This is a genomic window from Streptomyces lasiicapitis, from assembly GCF_014646335.1.
Taxonomy (GTDB): Bacteria; Actinomycetota; Actinomycetes; order Streptomycetales; family Streptomycetaceae; genus Streptomyces; species Streptomyces lasiicapitis.
On sequence record NZ_BMNG01000005.1, the window covers coordinates 18,550 to 38,547 of the forward strand.

A 19,998-nucleotide genomic window follows, 5' to 3' on the forward strand; every position below is an offset into this window, starting at 1 on the left:
GGGCCCCCTTCAGAACGGGCCCGCGTGAATGCCCCTCACTCCCACCCCACAAGCCCCACCTCTCCACCCTGGAGCCCACTGCCTTGCACTCCCCCGCCCCGAGCGCACTGACAGCCATACGCGGCAACCGCAGCACCCACGCAGGCATCGACCCTGCTCCCGCTCGATCCGGCCGCCGACGACAAGGCCCTCGCCAGCATGACGATCCTGGCGATGCTCGCCGGGCACCCGCACCCACTGGGGAGCGTCGCGTGAATCGCAACGGACGCATCACCCTGGTAATCGGCCTGGCGGCCGTCGTCCTCATGGCCTTCCGCGTCTCGTGGAACGCGCTGTCCGACGTGGCCCGTGCCATCGGCGCCGACTCCACCGCCGCCCTGCTCTACCCGATCGTGGTCGACGGGCTGATGGCCCTCGCACTGGTCGCCACACTCGTGCTGCCCGATGCCGACCGGAAGTTCGCGCTACGGGTCCTGGCGACCTACACGATCGCCAGCCTGCTGCTGAACTACGTGCACGGCCTCGCTCCGGCCCTGTACACCTCGTCGAACCGGTGGGGCCGACTGGCCGACTGGGCCCCTGCGAACTGGGGCCTCGTGCTGCTGGCGACCTCACTCCCGGTCGGGTCGATCTACTTCGGGTCGGACCTCGTGGCGAAGGTGTTGCACCACAACCCCGAGTCGGCCGACTCCGCCGAAGCGGCCTCTGCCCAGTCGGCCAGCCGACAAGCTGACGAGTCGGCCGGTCAGGAAGCCAGCGTGCGGGCTGTCCGGTCGGCACCTGGCCAGGCCGAATCGGCCCCCGAGCAGCTGGCCGAGTCACCCCCTGAGAAAGTCGCCGAGGCGCCCGTGACGAGGCCGACCGAGACCGACGAGTCGGCCCCCGCCCGCGCTGCCCGACCGCTCCGGTCGGTTGTGGCGGAGTCGACCGGAGCCGCCCCGCGTCAGGCGACCGGTCGGGTCCCCGCCACCGCCAAGTCGACCACCGACCGCACCCGTTCCCGTACCGACGCCGAAGTCCTCGACGAGGCCCGCCTCCTGACCGCTGCCTGGGGAGACGACGAGCTGACCGCCGAGCGTCTGCGCACCGAACTACGGATCGGCCAGAAGCGCGCTCGCGTCTTGCGCGACCAGCTGCAGGCCGAGCGGACCGTCCAGACCGAGCCCGTCGCGTACGACGGCTTCGAGGCCGAGCCTCTCGACGGCCCCGACGAGGCCGCCTCCCAGCCGCAGAGGGAACTCAGCACAGCCCCGGCCGACGCGGCCTGACCCCCGCCAACGCACCGATAGCCCCACCCCGTGTCCCGTGCAGACAAGCACGGGATACAGGGGCCGCGCGCAGCCAAGCACCCGGCGCCAGCACCCCACGGAGAACCAGCCCATGCACGAGCAGCACCAGGAACGCCCCACCCACCACGCAGATACCGCAGCCCCCGCCAGCCCCACAGCGCGAGCAAGTTGTCAGGTAAGGAGTCCTTACCCGGCCCCCGCCCCACAGGGGGCGGAGGCATCCGGCGCCAAGGGGGCACCGGAGTCGACCGGCCCTGGGGAGCCGACCGAGGCAGGGGGCTTCGAGCCGTCGTCGAACGTGCCGCAGCAGAACGCGCCGCGTCGCCGTCTGCGTGACAAGCAGCTGCGCGAGCACCGCGTCCATCCCCGCTACAACGACGACGAGTTCGCCCTCGTGAAGAACGCCGCCGCCCTGAGTCGCATGAAGCCCGGCGGCTACGTCGCCGAGTGCTCTCTCGCCGCTGCCCGCTCCGGCGACCCCACGGCAGCCGTCGCCGACTATCGCGCCATGGTCAAGACCCTGATGGCCGCCAACGGACAGCTCGGCCAGATCGGCAACAACCTCAACCAGCTCACATGGCACCTCAACAAGGACGGCGCCTGGCCCCACCACGACACCGTCCAGCGGCTCCTGGAGCGCGTCGAGGCATCCATCGCCGAGCTGGACAGCGCCGTCGTCCAGATCACAGAGGGGCGGTGACCCGGTGATACCGAAGATCATCCTTGGCAAGGGACCGAAGGCCATCCGGCGCACGATCGGCTACCTCTTCGGCAAAGGCCGGGCCAACGAGCACGTCGATCCGCACCTGGTGGCCTCCTGGAACAACTTCGCTCCCGACCCCGGCCGCAGCCCCCACCGCGACCCGAAGGACGTGGAGGACCAGCTCGCCCGTCAGCTCGACCAGCCCGTGCAAATGCTGGGCGACAAGGCGCCCAAGTACACCGTGTGGCACTGCCCCGTCCGCGCCGCACCCGAGGACCCCATCCTCACCGACGCCCAGTGGGCCGACATCGCCCGCCGCATCGTGGCCGCCGCCGGCATCGCCCCCAAAGGCGACGAGGAAGCCTGCCGCTGGGTCGCCGTCCGCCACGCCGACGACCACATCCACATCGCCGCCACCCTCGTCCGCCAGGACGGCCGCCGCCCCAAACGCGACTACGACCAACGCGCCGTCCAAGAGGAGGCCCGCAAGATCGAAATCGACTACGGGCTGCGCCGGTTGAAGCAGGGCGACGGCACCGCCGCCAAGCGCCCCACCAGCAAGGAACACTTCAAGGCCAAGCGCCTGGGCCAGGACGCCACCTCCCGCGAAATCCTGCGCCTGCGCGTACGCCGCGCCGTGGCCGCCGCCTCCAGCGAAGCCGAGTTCTTCGCGTTCCTGGAGGCGACCGGCGTGAACGTACGCCCGAAGACCGAGCCATCCGGCGACGTGACCGGCTACAGCGTCGCCCTGCCCGGCGACGTCAACAAACAGGACGCACCCATCTGGTTCGCGGGCTCCACCCTCGCCAGCGACCTCTCCCTGCCCAAGATCCGCCAGCGCCTCACGGACACCAGCCCCGAAACCGCCGCCATCCCACCGGGCAATCCGTGGCACCAGGCCACCGCCGCCACCGAACGCATCCCCCACCACCTAACCCACGGCGACGAGCACGCCGCCCAAGGCCAGCTCGTCGCGCTCGGCGCCGCCTTGGACCTACTGCCGCTCACCGCACCGGCCGCAGTGAGGGGCGAACTGGAACGGGCCGCTGCGGCGTTCGAGCGTGCCACCCGCTCCCGCACCGCCGCCGACCTCGACAGCGCCCGTGTCCTGCGCCGCAGCGTCCAGGCCATCTGGCACAGCCCCGCATCCGTGGGCGACGGGTCCGGCCTGGCGATGCTGATCGACGCCGCACTCACCGCCATCGCCTTCGCCCGACACTGGCACCGCACCCGCCAGCACGCCCAGCAGGAAGCGGCAGCCGAACAGGCCCTCCTCCACCTGCAGACCGCGTACACACAGATCGCCGCACCTGTGCTGGACAACATCGCCCGCCACGCGCCCACTCTGAAGACCAAGCATCGCCTCGCCCAGTACGTCCATAGGGCGGCGCCCGCCTACGCCGAGCGCATCCTTGATGACGCCGCTTGGGATGCCCTGGCCACAGTGCTCGCCGAGGCCGAGAAGGCAGGGCACAACGCGGCCACCGTCCTCGACCAGGCCGTCAGCCAACGCACTCTGGACGACGCCCGCAACCCCGCCCGCGCCCTGACCTGGCGCATCCAGCGCCTCGGCCAACGCCACGCCCCCGGCCCCCGCGCCCAGGCCACCATGCAGCACCCCGCCCCCGGCACCAGCACACCCGGCGTCAGGCCGGCGAACGGTGCCGCTCGTCGGCGCTGACCGCGCAAGCGGGCGGAGCAACGCCGTTTCCCCTCCGTCGCGGCCTTACGACCGCGCCGCTTCCCGCTCACGAGCGGGGCTGGCGTTGCGGGGGTGGCCAGGGTTGAGGAACCACTTGCGGGCCGAGGCGAGCCACCAGGTGCTGCAGAAGGCGACGACGACGCCGACCGCGATCGGGGCGTAGTTGAAGGTGTCCACGGTGACCGGGGAGCTCTGCGGCAGCATGAACAGCACCGTGATCACCACGACCCACACGACGGCGATCGTGCCGACGACGGTGGACCAGGAACCGAGGTGCCAGGGGCCGCGCTCGAACCGGCTCCCCAGACGCAGCCGCAGGAAGGTCGGGATCACGTACGCGATGTAGAGGCCGATGGTCGCGATCGAGGTGACGGCCGCGTAGGCGGTGCTGTTCCACAGGTAGGGCAGGCCGAGGACGAAGGCGCCGCCAGTTGCGAGCCAGACGGCGTTGGTGGGGGTGCGAGTGCCGGGGTGGAGCTTGTGCCACGTCCTGGAGAAGGGCAGGGCTCCGTCGCGGGAGAAGGCATAGATCATGCGGGAGTTGGCGGTCACCGAGGCCATCCCGCAGAAGAGCTGGGCCACGATGACGACGAGCAGCAGCCACTTTCCGGCCGCCGCGCCGAGGGCGTCCATGAGGATCTGCGCCGGGGGCACGCCCGTAGCCGAGTCGAGAGAGCCCGTATAGGACTGGATGGCGTAGGTGAAGCCGAAGAGGAGGACGAACCCGGCCGCGAGGGAGACGAGGATCGAGCGGACGATGCCCTTGGGCCCGGCGGTGGAGGCGTCGATGGTCTCCTCGGTCATGTGGGCACTCGCGTCATAGCCGGTGAAGGTGTACTGCGCCATCAGCAGCCCGATGGCCACCACGTAGAGGCTGGACGAGAAGCCGGCGTTGTTGACGAACTCGCCGAACACGAAGCCGGATGACTGGTGATGGCCGGGGACGAGGACCAGGGCGCCGCAGATGACGACGACGCCGAGGATGTGCCACCAGATCGACACCTCGTTGAGGAAGGCGACGATGCGCACACCGAAGGTGTTCAGGACTCCGTGCAGGACGAGGATGATCCCGAACAGGGTGATCGTGTGGCCGGGCGTGGTCTCGAAGCCGAACTGCAAGTCCAGTAAGGCGTTGAGGAAGGTGGCGGCGCCGAAGTCGATGCCCGCGGTTACGGCTATCTGGCCCAGGGTGTTGAACCAGCCGGTGAACCACGCCCATGCCGCTGCCGAGCGCTTGGGGGCCATTCGGTGGGCCCAGAAGTACAGGCCCGCGCTGGTGGGGTAGGAGGAGCAGACCTCCGCCATGGACAGCCCGACGAAGAGCGTCATGAGGCCGACGAACAGCCAGCCCCACATGATGACCGCGGGGCCGCCGGTGTTCATGCCATAGCCGTACATGGTCATGCAGCCGGACAGGATCGAGATGATCGTGAAGCTGACGCCGAAGTTCGCACGGCCGGACATCGAGCGGGACAGCGTCTGCTGGTAGCCGAGTTGCTTGAGGCGTTCCTCGTCGGAGACGCGGGAGACATCGAGAGGCACAGGGATTCCGTCCTTCGTACGTGAAAGGGGGATGGTTCGGGTACTCAGCGGCGCCGGCGGCGCGGCGGGCTGTAGGCCCAGCCGCGGTGCCGCAAGAACAGCTCGCGGGCCTGGCCGCAGTACGCCCACGGGACCTGGGTGGCGTACGGGCCAATCGCGTCGAAGACCTCCAGGGCCTCGTGATGCCGGTTCGCGAACGACAAGGCGTGAGCGAGGTAGTTGGCGTCATCGGCGAAGCAGGCGTGCGGGCGCGGGGCGCGGTAGCGCCACCACCGCTCCAGCACCGGGTCGATCTGCGGGCAATCGACCCAGGGGTGGATCGTCAGCCCGTACGCCTTCCCGTCCTGCTCCTGACGGGACCGGTGTGCCTCCGCGAGGACGACCAGGGGCAGGACGGCGACGGGCAAGCCCTGCGGGGCGATGGACGCCTGCTCCTCGGCCCACCACGCCGCCTCACCCTGAGCGCCGTGATGGCGGGGGAACATGTAGGTGACGACCTCATGGTGCGCTTCGCGGTTCCACGGGTCGCGCTGCTTGATCTCCTCCCAGACTCGGCCGAGCGTGTCCCGGTCGGGGGTGTGGGTACGCAGCAGCGCGAGCATGACGACCAGCGGCGCCACGTCCTGGGGCCACGCGTCCAGAGCGGTGTGGCAGGTGGACCAGGCTTCCTCCATTAGGGGTCGTCCGGCATCGCGCCCGGCGATCATCGCGCGTAGGGCCTGCACGTTTGCGAGGAGAGCGAGGGCGTGCGGAGAGCGGGGCTCGGCCTTGGCCCAGGTGTCGGCAAACCTGAGCCGCGCCCCCGCTTCGGCGAGGATCTGGAGACGGAAGATCCTCCGGTCCCAGTCCGGGCCCGTCACGGCAAGCAGATCCCGGGCGCTCTCCCACCGCCCCATCGCCGCGTCCTCCACCACTGGCCGTAGCGCCGCGTCGTCGCGAGCCGGATGCTGGTCGAGCGGGGGGCTGCGGTCGTGGCCGTGTCGCGCTCTCAACGGGCCCGCCAGGACATACGCGGGTCGTCGTAAGTGAACCCGAGCGACGTGTACAGCGGCTCGCCCTCCGGGCTGGAGGCAAGGCTGATGCGTTTGCAGCCGCTGACGGTCATCCAGTCCATGAGCGCTGTCACTGTGGCCCGCGCGTAGCCGCGCCCGCGGAATTCCGGATCGGTGGCGACGGTACTGATGTCACCGTTGAACGGTTTGCCGCTGCTAGGACCCGGCAGCCGGGGCAGCAGCAAGCCCATCGCGCAGGCCGCCATGTGGCCGGGTGCGGCGTCGACCACGAACGCGGCGACCGTGTCCTGGTCGCGGAGCAGGGCGGCGATGGCCTCCTCGCACTCCTTGACCCACGGCCCGTCCGGCACTGCCCTCGGCTTGGTCCACGGCACAGCCGGGCAGGTCAGCGAAAGATGTCGAAGGCGGGCCAGCTCCCCGGCGTCGGCGGCCACCGCCCGTCGCACGGACGCGGTCACAGCAGGTCCTCCCGATCATGGGTGCGTTCTTGATTGCGGCGGTGCCCGCGAGGTCCGTATCCTGCTGGGCAACGCGCTGACGGAGACGAGTAGCCAAGGATCACGCGAGCCGAGAGAGCCGCCGGTAGCTGGGAAGGCGGTCTCGCGCCCCGAGGTGAAGACCCTCCCGAGCGCGGGGAGGAACGACCACGTCGTGGTCCAATGCCCCGCCGGCTGGCCCCCGTCACCGGGCCTGAATGAGGCCGCCAGCTCTTGGCGGCGAAAGTGCGGTGGTACCGCGAGCACCCTTCTCGCCCGCACTCCCAAGGGATCATGACGACGTCCTTCGGAGGACCGAAATGATCCACAGCCGCGTACACGTCTCCGACCTGCGAGAACACGACGGCCAAACCGTCTCCGTCTGCGGGTGGGTGAACACCCTCCGCCTGCAGCGCAAGATGCAGTTCGTCATCGTGCGCGACAGCACCGGCATGGTGCAGGTGACGCACAAGCGCGACGACGGGCCGCTGGAGGCCCAGCTCGAAGCCCTCACCCCCGAGTCCGCCGTACGGATCACCGGCCGCATCGTCGACGCCGCCCAGGTCAACCTCGGCGGCCTGGAGCTCGTCCCCGAGAAGGTGGAGGTCCTGAACCGGGCCGCCACACCGCTGCCGATCGACGAGCACACCGGCCTGGAGCAGCGTCTCGACTGGCGCTTCCTGGACGTCCGGCGCCGCCCGGCCATCCAGCTGCTGTTTGCAGTGCAGACCACCCTGGAACAGGGGATGCGCGAGTACGCCTACCGGCTGGGCGCCACCGAAATGCACACGCCCAAGCTCATGGGCACCGCCTCGGAGTCCGGCGCGGAGGTCTTCAAGCTCGGCTACTTCGACCGCTCCGCCTACCTGGCGCAGTCGCCGCAGTTCTACAAGCAGATGGCGATCTCGGCCGGGATCGAGAAGGTCTTCGAGATCGGGCCGGTCTTCCGCGCCGAGCCGTCGTTCACCTCCCGGCACGCCACCGAGTTCACCGGCGTCGACGTGGAGCTCGCCTGGATCGACGGCGTCGAGGACGTGATGGCGTTCGAGGAGCAGATGCTCGCCCACGCGATCGCGAAGGTCGCCGACGCGCACGGCGAGGCGATCGCCGAGCACTTCGGCGTCGAGGTCACCGTGCCCACGACGCCCTTCCCGCGCATCACCATGGCCGAGGCGCACGAGATCCTGCGTAAGGGCGGCTGGGACCCGGAAGGGGGCAAGGAGGACCTGGACCCGGAGGGTGAGCGGAGCATCTCGGCTCACATCAAGGAGGCCACCGGGCATGAGTTCGTGTTCATCACGCACTACCCGGTCGGCATCCGGCCCTTCTACCACATGCGATCGGCCGACGACCCGGATGTGACCTTGAGCTTCGACCTGCTGTGGAAGGGCCTGGAGGTCACCACCGGCGCCCAGCGCGAGCACCGCTACGACGTGCTGCTCAAGCAGGCCGCCGAGAAGGGCATGAACACCGAGCCGTTGCAGGACTACCTGAACGCGTTCCGGTTCGGGTGCCCTCCGCACGGTGGGCTCGGCATGGGGCTTGGGCGGGTGCTGATGGTGATGCTCGGCCTGGACTCGATCCGTGAGGCGACCTTTCTCTTCCGCGGGCCGAACCGGCTCACCCCCTAATCGGCCGCGGGCCGCGTCCCACGGCACGAGCGGTTGCCTCGTGCCGTGGGACGCGGTCTCAGTACCGGACATTGCGCAGGTCATGCGTCCACGCCTCGGCGGGGTTCTTGTCCCAGTAGGCCCGCAGCGCCAGCTCACGCTCGGAGAAGCGGCCCTGGTGACACAGTCCGCCGTGGGAGAGGGTGACGCTCATGGCGAGCGCGGACGCCGTGGTGACCCAGTGCGGTGTCAGCGCGTGACTCCACAGCTGGTCTCCGGGCCGCATGGTGATGGACTGGCGGTCGGCTACGTCGTACTCGGGCGGTTCCTCGCCGGTGGTCTCACCGACGACCGCCGCCTCGGCCGACAGGTGCTTGTCGGGATCGAGGTAGCTGTGGAACGTCTTGGTGCCGTAGACCTGCCACACCAGGCCATGAGAGTTGTCGTTGTGGTACGTCGAGGACGCACCCTCGGTGGAGAGGAACAGGATCGGTGCCAGGCGCTGCCAGGTGAAGCCCAGGGCCGACAGGTGGGTCCGCCACGGGACCATGACCTCCTCCGGGAAGTCGTCCAGGAGGTCGCTGTAGAACCGGGTGAGGTTGAAGTGCACCAGCCTGAACGGCCAGCTGATGATCTCCTCGATCGGTGCGGTGCGGAAAGCAGCGGTGCGGTCCATGCGCACCTGCCAGTCGTCGTCCCCGAGGAGCGTGAACCTGACCTCCTCGTCCTTGCGGAGGTAGTCGAGGACGTCGACGGCGGGCAGAAATGTGTAGTCGAAGGGGATCTCCAGCGGGAAGTTCGGGGGCTGGCGCCATCGGCGGGTGAAGTCTTCGGGCGTTGTGATCGTCATGGAGCAGTCCAGGAAGACGTGTCGGGGGTGTCTCGCCGGCCTTACGCCGACGCGATGTCGCACGAGGTGTCGTACTCGTCAGCCAGGTCGGCAGGGCGGCAGATGGCGGCGCAGTCCGGAGTCACGCGGTCTTGCGCCGGGTCGGTGAGGAACCGGTGGATCTCCGCGCGGGGCGCATGGACGCTGACCGACGCCTGGCCGTAGGGGCAGCGCCGCAGGTCGCCGTCGGCGGATACGTACGCGCTCTCTGCGCAGCACCGCCGCCGCTCGCCCTTGTCCGGGGGCAAGTGCAGGGCCCGCAGCTCCTCAAGGTTGGCCCAGTACCGCTCGGACAGGTGGAAGTAGCGGTCCAGAAGCTTGGCGTCGAGTAGCTGCTGAAGGAGGTAGTCCTGGACCGATCGGCGCTCGCGGTGCAGCGCGCTCGCGTCGAGGACGACCGGGCTGAACTGAAGGTCCACCCCAGCCCCGGCCACGAGGCTGGCCAAGTCCTGGCACTCGCCATCGGTCAGATCCCAGCAGGTGACGTGCAGGATCTTCGTGTCGGTACTGATGGCGCGCAGCGTGCTGAGGGCGGACTCGACCGTGCGAGTCGTGCGACCCAGCTCCATCGCTCCCTGGGAGTCGGCGGAGACGGTCACGTTCTCCAGCAGGTGCGCCAGCTTCGAGAGGGTGGCGACCTCAGTGACGGTGCGGGCCGAGGTCACCATGGACACCGGTATGCCGAACTGGTGCGCCAGCCTGACGAGTTGCCGGATCTCCGGATGGTGGGTCGGTTCACCGCCGGTCAGGCACGCTCCCTCGACGCCGGCTTCCTTCAGTCGCGACAGGGTGCGGGTGTACGTAGCGGTGTCGAGGAAGCCGGCCGTGCGGTCGGCGCGGAAGCAGAATCCGCAGGCGATCTTGCAGTGCCCGGCCGTGGACACCAGTGCGGTACGGATCTGGGTGCTCATTGCACCCCCGTGTTGTCCCACACCGCGATCTCCACGGTGGTCCTGTAGAAGGCGCACATCTGGGGGTCCGGGGTGCTGCCGCCGATGAGGGACTGCTCGTTGCGGGACGGTCCGCCGCAGATGGCGAGCGCCGGGCAGTCACCGCATTCCGGGATCGGCGCGACCTTCTTCGCCACCTTGGCCAAGAGGCTGGGTTCGGCTCGCAGCTCGTCGAGGGTGTGCAGGAACGACGGCTCGGTGAAGTTGATGTCGCACAGGCTGACCCGGCTGCCGGGCAGTAGGGCGGCGTTCAAGCTGTGGTCGCCCTGCATGTGGTCGAGCAGCATCGGCCGACGGGTGTCGAGGGCTTGGAAAGCGCGGTCCACGACGGAGAAGAGCATCCCGCCCCGCGCCAGGGCGGCGATGCGGGCTTCGTACAGCTCACGGGCCAGGTCGGTGCCGTTGACCTGCCAGTGGCCCGCGGTCGGGATGGGCGTGTTGACGTAGATGAACTTCAGCCCAAGGTCGTCGATGATCCACCGGACGGTTTCGGCGAGGCGTCCGATGTTCGCGGCGGTCGGGGTGAGGTTGCAGCCCACGTGCAGCCCCTCGGCTGCGATGAACCTGGCTACGTTGCGGTGGATCCGGGCGTCGGCAGGCTGCCCGCCGAGCAGCAGCCGGTTCGCGGAGTTGATGCCCGGGGGTCCGTCGATGGAGATGCCGACCCCGTACTCGTAGCGGACGAAGTGGTCGAGGGCCTCGTCGGTCAGGCGAGCGCCGTTGGTGACGACCGTGCGCCGCACTCTCGCCACGTCGTATCGGTCGGCGAGGGTGTCGGCGAGCTGGTCGCCGTACTGCATGAGGTCGAAGCGAATGGTCGGCTCGCCGCCGAACCACTGGATGGACACCTCTTCCTGCTCGGCGTTCTGCTCGAACAGGAACTCCAGCCCCTCCGCGAGCTCTTCCTTCGTCATGTCCGGCTTGCCGGTATTGGTGTCGACGAAGCAGTAGGTGCAGTCCATGTTGCAGCGGTCGGTGAGGACCACGCGCAGGCCGCTGATGCGGCAGGGGGTGGGGTCGAGGCCAAGGAGCCGAAGACGGTCACGGAGTGCTTCGCGCCGGTCGGCCGCGGGGCCGCCGGGGGTGAAGCCGAGCCCTTCGAGGGCTTCATGAGTCGCGGTCGGGGGGACCCCGGCGAGGTCGTGGACCTCGCCGGAGTCGATGAACACACTGTCCAGCGCGACCGGATCGAGGAGAACCGCTTCCCCATCCCGCTCGTACTGGAAGTACTTCCCCCACAGCATCCGGGGGACGGCCATGGTGGTCAGGCCGCCGTTTCCTCTTCGGCGATGCCGAGCTCTGCCATGACCGCGCGGACCTTCTCCTCGGCGGCACTCTGGAGCTTCGCGGAGGCTGCCGGGGAGCCACCGTCAGCGAGGACGATCACACCGGGCAGCGTCGGGTTCGGTGCGATGACCGTGATGCCGGCCGGGTCGGTGCCGATGACCATGACGGCGTCCTTCAGCTCGACCCAGTCGGTCTGCTCCTTGAGCGCCTCGATGATGCGGCCCTGCTTCTCCTGGAAGGCGGCGCGCTCGCCCATCCACACGCCCGCCTTGGTCTTGGAGTCCACGACGTCCGCGTAGATTAAGTGATCCTGCTTCTCTCGCCTTGCTTGAGGCATGGCTGATCCTCTCTCTGTGCTGGATGAGTTGAACTACCTCGTGCGTCCGCCGGAGTCCGGCGGGTACCGCCCCACTCGGGGAGTAGTGCGGGGCGGCGCCTATCAGCCCTGCGGCAACCGGCCCAGTGCGCAATCGCGGAGGCCGACAAAGTCCCGGGGCCGCGGAGCAAGTCCTAGAAGGTGCCCTCACGCTCCCGGCGCGCCTTGATCAGGGCAGGGTGCAGGCCGTCGGGAAGGCCCAACGCTCGCGGTCCTGTGGGCAACCGGTACCAGTGCAGTCCCGGCTTGGAGGTGCGATCCGCCTGCGGAACCACGACGTGACACGTCAGCCCCAGCGCGACCGTTCCCGGCTCTTCCCACCGCGCCGCGGTGCCGACCGGCACCAGGAAGTACATCCGCGGCTCGCGACCCCCGTCGTCGAGGATCACGGGGCCTACGGGCAGCACCTGCTCCTCGACCAGAGCCACGGCCCGGTGCCCCACCTGCTCAGGCACGCGGATGGCGTCCCACCACGTGCCGCCAGGACACAGCTCCGGCTCGCTGCCGATGGGCATCCACAACGGCAGCCGCGCGCTCGGGATCGCGTCCGACATAGGAAAGGCCCCCTCACAACTGGGTGTGAGAGGACCATTCCATTCTCAAGGCGGGTGTGCGCGGACAAACTGTCCGCACCCAAATCGAGTCAACTCCCGTAAGCGCAAGGGGTGTTGTGCTAGGCAACCCCTGCCCACGCGCCGAACGCAGACAGCTCGGCGGACGGGTGCGCGTCCATACGCAGCAGCGACCCGAGCGTTTCGCGTACGGATGGGTGGAATCGAGTGTGGTTCGGGGCGATCTTCCTCGCTCGCTTCAGCTCGGCGAACGCCCCGCAGCGGTCGCCTTCCGCCAGGCGCGCGTACCCGAGGTCGATGTAGTGGTGGCTGGATCGCTCGCCGACTGTCGAGGCCGGGGGTGCCCATTCGGATCCGCCCTGGCCCCATTCGGTGAGCCGGGCCAGGGCCTGCTCGCTGTCGCCCGTGTCGATCAGCGCGTGTACGGCGTGAATCTTGATGTTCGTCGGCCCGAAGCTCATCTCGTAAGCGAGGCTGTCCCGGTTGCCCGCCACGCGCGCGACGTCCTCGGCCTCCCGCAGGAGCTCCTCGGCGCCGTCAGGGTTGTTCTCCCGCGACTCCACCACCGCAAGCTTCAACAGCAGGGCTCCGTCGACCGCCAGGGCGTCGTCGGTGTACGAACGCTCCGGCTGGAGCCGCTCCAGCTCGCGGCGCAGCCCCTGGAGCTTGTGACGAGCCGAGTCGGTCGCACCCTGGCGCAGCATCGACCCTGCGACGAGGAAGCCGGCGGTGACTTGCATGAGCGGATCACCAGATCGGTCAGCAGCCCACCGCACCCGCTCCAGCGCCGTGTTGCCCAGGTCGTGGTGCCCCATCTTGTGGGCCAGGCTGTTCACCGCACGGTAGGCGCGGGCCAAGTGCCAGAACGCCTTCTGCTGTTCGTCGTTGCGCGCACTGAGCGCGACGTGGGTCAGTTCGGTGATCACCGGGGGCAGGAGCGGCCCCATCGGCACGTAACGAGCATCGCGGCGGAGAGCGGCGATCTGGTCGACCTCCGAGGCCAGAACCGGCAGCGCCCGCGGACGGGTCTCCAGTCCATCGGGGGTGTCGAAGCACAGCAGGATGCGGCGGAGCTCCGGTATGACGGCGTGCACCCCGTCCTCTGCCTCCGGGGCCCCGTAGTACGGCTGACCGGTCAGGACCTCCGGACCAAAATGCAGCGCCCGCGACAACGCGAGGGTCAGACTCGGTGTCGCCTTCCGCGCGCCGGACTCCAGCTTCTGAATCTGGCTGGCGGACACCGCTACCCGCTGGGCGAGCTGCGCGGCGGACAGCCCTCGCGTCTTGCGTGCCACCCGGAGCCGGTCCCCCAGCATCACGTTCTCACCCACGTCGGCATCACCTCGCTGATCGGAGCATTGTGGCCAGAGTACGGACTTCGAACGACGTCCAGAAGGCCCATCGCTAAGAGTTAACGGGGCGGCCGCTCTGCTCACCCGCCATGCTTCTGCCCAACCCCGTTGTCAGTACCTACTGTCAGTGGCCGAGATGACGCAGCCCCTCTTCGATGGTGGGGTGGAACCGGTCTACCGGACCGGAGTTGTGGTTGTACCAAGCCGCGTCCAAGCCCGCCTCCTTCGCCTCGTGACCGGCCCGACAGCGCAACCACACCGTGTCATCGCGCATGCAGAAGACAATCCAGTCCCGGTACGCGCCGCACTGCGGGCACGTACGGACCTCGCCGTCAATGACGAGCGGCTGGACCCAACGCATCATGAACCCGTCGACGTCCTGCCGGGACGGTGCCCGCAGACCGGCTGGCGGGAAGTCGGGCGCGAGCGACTCCGCGCCCGATCCGGCCGGTGCCACCGGTACCTCGGCCTGGGCGGCGTCAAACGGCGACGGCTCCTGCGCAAGCTTCTGCAGCATCGCGAACCCCTCCTCCTGAGCCTTACGGAACTCGCGGTCGGCGCGAGCACGGCGTCGGAAGAACATGCACAACTCCATCTCTCTCGGCTGACGGGCACAGCGAACGAGCACCCAGGGAAAGTCGGCGACGAGCCGCACAACAGCGGCTCCTCGCGGCTCAGATCGTCAGCTGCGGTGGACGACGCTGAGCCGCCCCTCGGCGCACTTGGGCAGGCTGCGGCGGGGCACCGGGACCGGTGAGGCGAGCGAGGAGGCGAACGCGGCGACCAGGTCGTGGGGGACGCTGGCGCTGAAGCTCGCGCACCACAGGTACGGGGCGCCGAGAACGGGTTCCGCCCACGCCTGCCAGCCCACCAGGTCAGGGCGCGGGTCGGCGTCCTGGACGAGCGGTGGCAGCAGCTCCATGGACACTGTGCAGGAGGAGCCAGAGTCGGTGGCGGTCGTGCGGGGCCGGCCAGGACGTCACCCATCCGCTCGGCAAGATCGCCGTCATCACCAGTCCGTGGCGGGGGGTGACCCAGTACACCGGGTCCTGCGCGCTGGGGTAGGAGGGCTCCATGGGGAGGTGCGGGTGCAGGGGCGCCTCCGTGGGTTCGGGGGTGGTTCTCCGGCAGGGCGTTGTACGTTGGCATGGCTTGTGCCAGCGCACCAGTCCTAGCTGGGCTTTCCCTGTCTGCCCCCGGCGAACTGGCGGGCAGGCGGGAGCCTCCACCGATCCCAAAGCGGTTCAGCTGTCCGAACTGACCTTCTGCGGCGGCGTCCTGGACGAGTGGCGGGTCACGCTGACGCCTGGGGCGTCAGCCACTGTCTCGCGCAGTCACTCCGGGCTGTCCTGGCGCGTCAACCATGGCCTTGAGGTCACGGCCCGCTCGGGGGATGTGCGCCGACGAACCCCGCGCACGGGAGCGCGTATTCACGGTCCGTGCACGCCGCCTGCGCCATCTGGCTCCAGGAGCGTTTCTGCAGGTAAATCCGATTGAACGGACATCGCCGGGCGCGCCGACGGTCACCTTGTCGACAGGCGGAGCGTTTCCGCAGTCGGCCGCGGTCGGTTTAGCCCGCCGTGACAGACAACGAGCGCTACCTCAGCGCAGCAGAAGTAGCCATCTATCTCTCCAGCAGGGCCAGGACTGCCCTGGTTGACGGCAAGAAAGAAGCCGCCGTGGCCCTGGTGGAGGTGGGCCATGCCTACGCATTCCTGGCGGAAGCCGATGTCCCGCTCCCGCGCGATGGAGGGATCAAGCTGCCGTACACGGCAACCCGGCTGCCAGTGCCACGTGCCACTGTCGACGGCGGGGCCACAGACACCGTCACCCCGCGTCCGGAAGCTGCGAGCGCGTCCGCCTCGGGCACCACGACCACCGTGGAAGGCCCGACCGGGGACGGAGAAGACCGGATCGACGACGGAGGTGACGACGAGGATACGGACGGTGCGGTGCCGCGCCTCCTGCTCCGGGCCTACCACGCCGTCCTGGCAGCCGGCGGTGCGATGTACGGCACCGACTTGGCTGAGGTCCTCGGCGTCCGCGCCCAGCAGGTCGGCAAGGACATGACCAAGATCCTCCGTGACGTCGGCATCAGTCGACCCAACAACGGGACCGTCCGCCCGACGGCGGGCGAGCCGTACCGCAATGGATACCTGGCCGAGACATTCGCCGCGGCCATCGCGGCCTACCGCGTCCGGGCCGAACTGGCCGACGTGGCATGAAACGCGGAAACGCGGCCGAAGTGGCCGCCTTGGCCGCGGCGGTCGGAACTGTACTCGTGGGCGGCTGTGGGAGCGGGAAGACACCGCAGGGACATGAACAGCGGCTCCTCAAGTCGGCAGGCGTCACCCGGTTCCGGATCACCTACACCAAGGACATCTGGGAAGCGACCAAGCCATACGACGACCTCACCGAGGTCACCGTGACCCGTCGCAAGGGGAAGGTGTACACGTACGAGCTGACCGGTTCGGAGCTCGTCGAGTACCTCCGAGAGCTCGAACGCGATGCCTACGGCCCCGAATGGGGCCGAGGTATCAACGAGCAGGAGGCCAAGCGCATGTACGACGTGATCAGCCCCATGGTGGACGCGATCAGACCCAACCCCGGGCCCGACACCCGGGTACCCGCGGTGACCCTCGACGACGCGGTACCCTCCGCGCCGAGCGGAAAACCCGCGTAGGCCACGGAGCAGACCGCCCGAGCTCGTCCGGCTGGTGCCGGCACCAGCGCCGACGAGTGGCCCGCACGCTCCGCCAGACGGTTTACCGGTGACCCCGATTCCGCGAACGCGCGGACGCGGGACCTCGGGCCCGTCGTCCAGGCAGAGCAGCAGTCCCCGTAGACGACCAATCAAGTTCAGCAGGGGCCTGATCCGACCAAGGATCAGGCCCCTGGCTCATGGCCGTGTCCGTCGCCTCCGTTCGGTGGTGCGGTGTGCATCAACCTCCCCCGTACCGAAGCAGCAACATGGCGGCGGCGTCGCGGGCCCTGCCCTGTGCTGCACGCGGCAGGCGCACAGGGCCTTCAGAGCGGCCTTCGGGGTGCCGACACCCCCCCTGGTGATCTGGCGAAAAGCTGGGCAGAATTACTCAGATGGGCATGCCTGGACCGCCTTTGATCCTCTACCAGGCGGCAGCGCCCCAAGCCTCGACCAACCCGATTTAGCCATTCACCTGACGTCCCGAGGCACAGTTCCACTCAAGCCGTTGAGCGGCAAGGTTCCTCCCCACCTGGCTTTGCCAGCCAGGCTGCCTCACGACCACCCGTCCGAGTGCGCTATGCGCAGATGCAGGTGAGGAGGCAACCTCGCCAGCGACCGCCTCGCGCTGTCACTGTCCGTGTTTACGCTCGGTCGAACCACCCCAGCTAGGCGCGAGAGGCTGACGGAGATGACAAAACGAGGACAGCATGTCCGACATCACCAATCAAATCTCATTCCGCCGCTCAGCTGCCCCGTGACATCACGCAGTTCCAACCGCGCCCGTGGCATTTTCACTCTCGTCGAGCTCACCGTTCTCGATCTCCGCATCGTCGACCTTGAACACCAGATCGCTGCTGGAGTCAGACAGCTCCAGGCCAAGCCAACCCTTGAGTCGTGTGTAGGCCAGACGCAGGAGGACGTCAGCACGCTGATCCATGAACGTCGGATTCCACTCGTCGTCGCGCTGGCCCAGTGCTCGCAGGTGCGGGAGGTAGCGCGACATGGCCGCTAGGTCTTCGGTCGTCTGCGCGAAAGTGAAGCCAGAACTGTTGAGGATTGACTTGGCGTCGTCGGTCGTCGGGGCACCGAGTGCCGCGTACAGCACCTTCTTCTCGATCCAAGGCCGCGAGCTGAGGGACGTGTTGGCAGCGCCCGGAGCCAGGACCAGGTTGCCAAGCTTGTGGACGGTCTCCTTGTCGCTGTAGAACTCCTTATCCCACCCGCTCGTGTCCTGCTGTGGTGCGATGTGTTCGATCGTGAGGTGTTTCTCGTCATCCCAACCGTCTGCGGTGAAGCATGAGGCGACCCCCGCCTTGCCCTGGACGATCAGTCCCGGATTCTCCAGATCTTCAATTGTGTCGTGATATGCAGCCAGAAGAAGGAAACGCGTCAGCGGGCGGGCAATTTTGTAGAGCGGTAGCGCGGAAGCATCTGCCAGGAACGAGGGCAAGTTTGGGATAGCGCCGTGCTTAGGGTGCGACAAGCGCGCCGCAAGTTCCTTCTTCAGCGCCTCGGCGTCGACGATCGGATCAGGCTTCGACGCATCGGGAGCTGCCCAATGGCGAGCGAGCGGACCAATGCCCGTGAGCGAGTCCACCCCAGCCATGACCGCACGGTACTGGCTGTCGATGTTGCCCGTGCCGCGGCGAGTTGCTCGCCAGAAGACCGTGAAGGCAGTGATTGCCTTAATGGCCTTCTCGAATTCGGCGATGCGCTCGGCCCTCTCTTCCCCTTCGTCCGCTTGGACAGCCTCGGAGTAGAAGCGCAAGAGCGGCGCGATGGCAATGGTGTGATTGAGCGAATTGAGGAAGGCCAGACACAATTTCACGGTGTCCGTCATGGCTGTCGCTTCTAGCCCGGGTAGCGTGCGAGGAGAGTTGTTCGCGGGCTCCCAGGCATTCCCGATAAAGGCCGCAGTGTCGCGTAGGTGGCGCAGGTACGCGCTACGATCATCGACTGAGTCCTTGTGGCGCTCAAAGGTATCGCGCATGTAGATCCGCTGATCCGGGAGGCGCTTGGATAGCTTCTCTCCAGTCTCTGCCAGCGCGAAAGTGACCAGCAGGTCTCGAGTTGCGCTCTGAAGCTTGTCTCCGACGTCGAAACGGTCCAGGTAGCCCTGAACGGCCTTCATGTATGCGTGTGCGTCCGAGTCCTGGTAATCCTGAATCTTCTCTGCCATAACCACCCGAGGGAGGAAGGTCTCGAAGGCGGTCAGGGGCTCGCCCGTGGTATTCAATGACTCGAAGATCGTGAAGGCGTAGTCCTCGTCCTTGCCTTGGACGACCGTCAGAGCGATGCGGTTCAAGCCATAGGCGGCAAACATGACGAGTCGCATCAGCTCAGCCTCGGGCTCGTCTTGCAACTCTCCCAGCCAAGCGCATAGTTCGGAGTCGAGTTCATGGTTGAAAAGCGCACGCTGGAACTCGATGTTGGTGGCGAGGGTTGCTAGCGGCGGCAGATCCTCCAGTTCCTCGATGGACTTTCGTTGCGACAGCTTGGTCAACCCTGTGCGGATTTCGTTGTACCTCTTGATGAGGTCGCCTTCACCTTCGCCGGCGTTCTGTCGCGCCGTCGGCCTGAAGTCCGTCGGCTTAAAATTTGCCGACTCGCTCTCGGCTAGCAATGAGTACTGGTAGATAAGATTGGCGATCGGCGACTCATACTGCTTGTACTTCTCGTCCCTAGCCCACTGATCATCGAAGGCCCGAATGAGGCGCGGGTAGATCGGCGTAGTTCCGAAGTTCTTTCGCTCGTAGAACGCTGCCCCGAGCATCTGCAGGATGTCGCTCGTTTCCGAGTAGAGGTGAGTCCGAGCGCTGTCAGTCGGATCCGGCGTCTTGCCCTTGAAGACCTTCCATGCACGCTGACGAATGAGGTTGTGCAGGCCGACCAGCAGGATCAGAAGGCTCGACAAACGCTGCTGCCCATCGATCACGGTAAGGACCTTGGACGGGACCTCGGACTTGACAATTGGCTTCACCGTAACGTGGTTGACATCATGGATGGTGATTACGGTCCCCAAGAAAGTGAAGCTGTCCGGCGCCTTACCTAGATTCTTGAGGCCATGCAGCGTGTCGTCGAGCAATTTCTCGACCTTGTCTTTGCCCCAGCCGTACGGACGCTGGTAGGGCGGCAGATAGAGGCCCAAGCCATTGTCAGAGAGCAGCTCGCGGACACTCTTACTCTGCGCCTCGAATATTTCCTTGGCCTGCGTAGGCATGCGTAGTCCCTTTTCGTTCAGCAGGTTTCATCAGATCAGATTCGGCGTCACCTTGAAAGGGACCTGCAACCTGCATTTCGGCTCAACGATCGTGTAGTTGATGTCGCGAAGCGCGATGAAAGTACCGAGGAAACAGATCGAGCCCCTCGAACTCGGCAAGCTGTCAAGACCGGGCGCGACGCCACCGAGAAGGCGTCCGATCTCGGGCAGCTCCAGCCGCATGCACACTGATAGGAGGGGGCATAGAGCCCTTGACTGGACTCACTGAGGAACTGAAAAGCTGACATCCGTGCCGCATCAAAAACCCGCGAGT

19 protein-coding genes are annotated in these 19,998 nt (G+C 67.6%); 6 read left to right on the plus strand and 13 right to left on the minus strand.

Translation table 11 applies throughout. The annotated features are described in order from the left end of the window. Nucleotides 1–251 precede the first annotated feature (251 nt). The 3 genes from IEY91_RS11690 to IEY91_RS11700 all read left to right on the plus strand — a co-directional run bounded on the left by IEY91_RS11690 (nt 252) and on the right by IEY91_RS11700 (nt 3,673). Entirely contained in the window at nt 252–1,268 is a 1,017-nt protein-coding gene (locus IEY91_RS11690) for a DUF2637 domain-containing protein (RefSeq protein ID WP_189173910.1), read from the plus strand. A gap of 319 nt (nt 1,269–1,587) precedes the next feature. Then, nucleotides 1,588–1,989 (plus strand): plasmid mobilization protein, encoded by a 402-nt coding sequence (locus tag IEY91_RS11695; RefSeq protein ID WP_189173911.1) that lies wholly within the window; start codon nt 1,588–1,590, stop codon nt 1,987–1,989. 4 nt (nt 1,990–1,993) lie between these two features. Beyond that, entirely contained in the window at nt 1,994–3,673 is a 1,680-nt protein-coding gene (locus tag IEY91_RS11700) for a relaxase family protein (protein ID WP_189173912.1), read from the plus strand. Between the two features lie 45 nt (nt 3,674–3,718). Here the strand turns inward: IEY91_RS11700 and IEY91_RS11705 are convergent, their stop codons facing one another. The 3 genes from IEY91_RS11705 to IEY91_RS11715 all read right to left on the minus strand — a co-directional run bounded on the left by IEY91_RS11705 (nt 3,719) and on the right by IEY91_RS11715 (nt 6,707). Next, nucleotides 3,719–5,236, minus strand: coding sequence for an amino acid permease (locus IEY91_RS11705; protein WP_229696887.1), 1,518 nt, complete (start codon nt 5,234–5,236; stop codon nt 3,719–3,721). Between the two features lie 44 nt (nt 5,237–5,280). After that, nucleotides 5,281–6,132, minus strand: a complete 852-nt coding sequence (locus tag IEY91_RS11710; protein WP_189173913.1) for a hypothetical protein — start codon at nt 6,130–6,132, stop codon at nt 5,281–5,283. A 92-nt stretch (nt 6,133–6,224) separates the two neighbouring features. Beyond that, on the minus strand, nt 6,225–6,707 hold the full coding sequence (locus tag IEY91_RS11715; protein WP_189173914.1) for a GNAT family N-acetyltransferase: 483 nt from the start codon (nt 6,705–6,707) through the stop codon (nt 6,225–6,227). Between the two features lie 338 nt (nt 6,708–7,045). On the opposite strand from IEY91_RS11715, the gene aspS reads away from it, so the two are divergent. Beyond that, a complete protein-coding gene (gene aspS / locus IEY91_RS11720; protein WP_189173915.1) occupies nt 7,046–8,356 on the plus strand; it encodes an aspartate--tRNA(Asn) ligase in 1,311 nt (436 codons plus the stop codon). Nucleotides 8,357–8,414: 58 nt separating this feature from the next. On the opposite strand, the gene IEY91_RS11725 is transcribed toward aspS, so the two are convergent. The 8 genes from IEY91_RS11725 to IEY91_RS11760 form a co-directional block, all read right to left on the minus strand. Next, nucleotides 8,415–9,185, minus strand: a complete 771-nt coding sequence (locus IEY91_RS11725) for a hypothetical protein (protein ID WP_189173916.1) — start codon at nt 9,183–9,185, stop codon at nt 8,415–8,417. Nucleotides 9,186–9,226: 41 nt separating this feature from the next. Beyond that, nucleotides 9,227–10,135, minus strand: coding sequence for a radical SAM protein (locus tag IEY91_RS11730; protein ID WP_189173917.1), 909 nt, complete (start codon nt 10,133–10,135; stop codon nt 9,227–9,229). Beyond that, a complete protein-coding gene (locus tag IEY91_RS11735; RefSeq protein WP_189173918.1) occupies nt 10,132–11,433 on the minus strand; it encodes a radical SAM protein in 1,302 nt (433 codons plus the stop codon). The genes IEY91_RS11730 and IEY91_RS11735 overlap by 4 nt, the downstream gene beginning before the upstream one ends. Nucleotides 11,434–11,438: 5 nt before the next feature. After that, nucleotides 11,439–11,798 carry a hypothetical protein gene (locus tag IEY91_RS11740; RefSeq protein ID WP_189173919.1) on the minus strand — a complete coding sequence of 120 codons (360 nt, stop codon included), beginning with the start codon at nt 11,796–11,798 and terminating at the stop codon, nt 11,439–11,441. Nucleotides 11,799–11,971: 173 nt separating this feature from the next. Further along, nucleotides 11,972–12,391 (minus strand): hypothetical protein, encoded by a 420-nt coding sequence (locus tag IEY91_RS11745; RefSeq protein ID WP_189173920.1) that lies wholly within the window; start codon nt 12,389–12,391, stop codon nt 11,972–11,974. Nucleotides 12,392–12,510: 119 nt separating this feature from the next. Further along, the gene (locus IEY91_RS11750; RefSeq protein WP_189173921.1) at nt 12,511–13,740 is read right to left on the minus strand and encodes a helix-turn-helix domain-containing protein; all 1,230 of its coding nucleotides are present in this window, start codon (nt 13,738–13,740) and stop codon (nt 12,511–12,513) included. A 145-nt stretch (nt 13,741–13,885) separates the two neighbouring features. Then, entirely contained in the window at nt 13,886–14,416 is a 531-nt protein-coding gene (locus IEY91_RS11755; protein ID WP_229696888.1) for a hypothetical protein, read from the minus strand. A 27-nt stretch (nt 14,417–14,443) separates the two neighbouring features. Beyond that, nucleotides 14,444–14,683, minus strand: a complete 240-nt coding sequence (locus tag IEY91_RS11760; RefSeq protein WP_373287928.1) for an SPDY domain-containing protein — start codon at nt 14,681–14,683, stop codon at nt 14,444–14,446. A 658-nt stretch (nt 14,684–15,341) separates the two neighbouring features. Between IEY91_RS11760 and IEY91_RS11765 the strand changes: the two genes are divergently transcribed. Next, nucleotides 15,342–15,986, plus strand: coding sequence for a hypothetical protein (locus IEY91_RS11765; protein ID WP_189173922.1), 645 nt, complete (start codon nt 15,342–15,344; stop codon nt 15,984–15,986). 20 nt (nt 15,987–16,006) lie between these two features. Beyond that, nucleotides 16,007–16,444 carry a hypothetical protein gene (locus IEY91_RS11770; RefSeq protein WP_189173923.1) on the plus strand — a complete coding sequence of 146 codons (438 nt, stop codon included), beginning with the start codon at nt 16,007–16,009 and terminating at the stop codon, nt 16,442–16,444. A gap of 781 nt (nt 16,445–17,225) precedes the next feature. Here IEY91_RS11770 and IEY91_RS11775 read toward each other — a convergent pair. After that, a complete protein-coding gene (locus tag IEY91_RS11775) occupies nt 17,226–19,685 on the minus strand; it encodes a DUF262 domain-containing protein (protein ID WP_189173924.1) in 2,460 nt (819 codons plus the stop codon). Nucleotides 19,686–19,715: 30 nt separating this feature from the next. Next, the gene (locus IEY91_RS11780; RefSeq protein ID WP_189173925.1) at nt 19,716–19,907 is read right to left on the minus strand and encodes a hypothetical protein; all 192 of its coding nucleotides are present in this window, start codon (nt 19,905–19,907) and stop codon (nt 19,716–19,718) included. Nucleotides 19,908–19,998 lie beyond the last annotated feature (91 nt).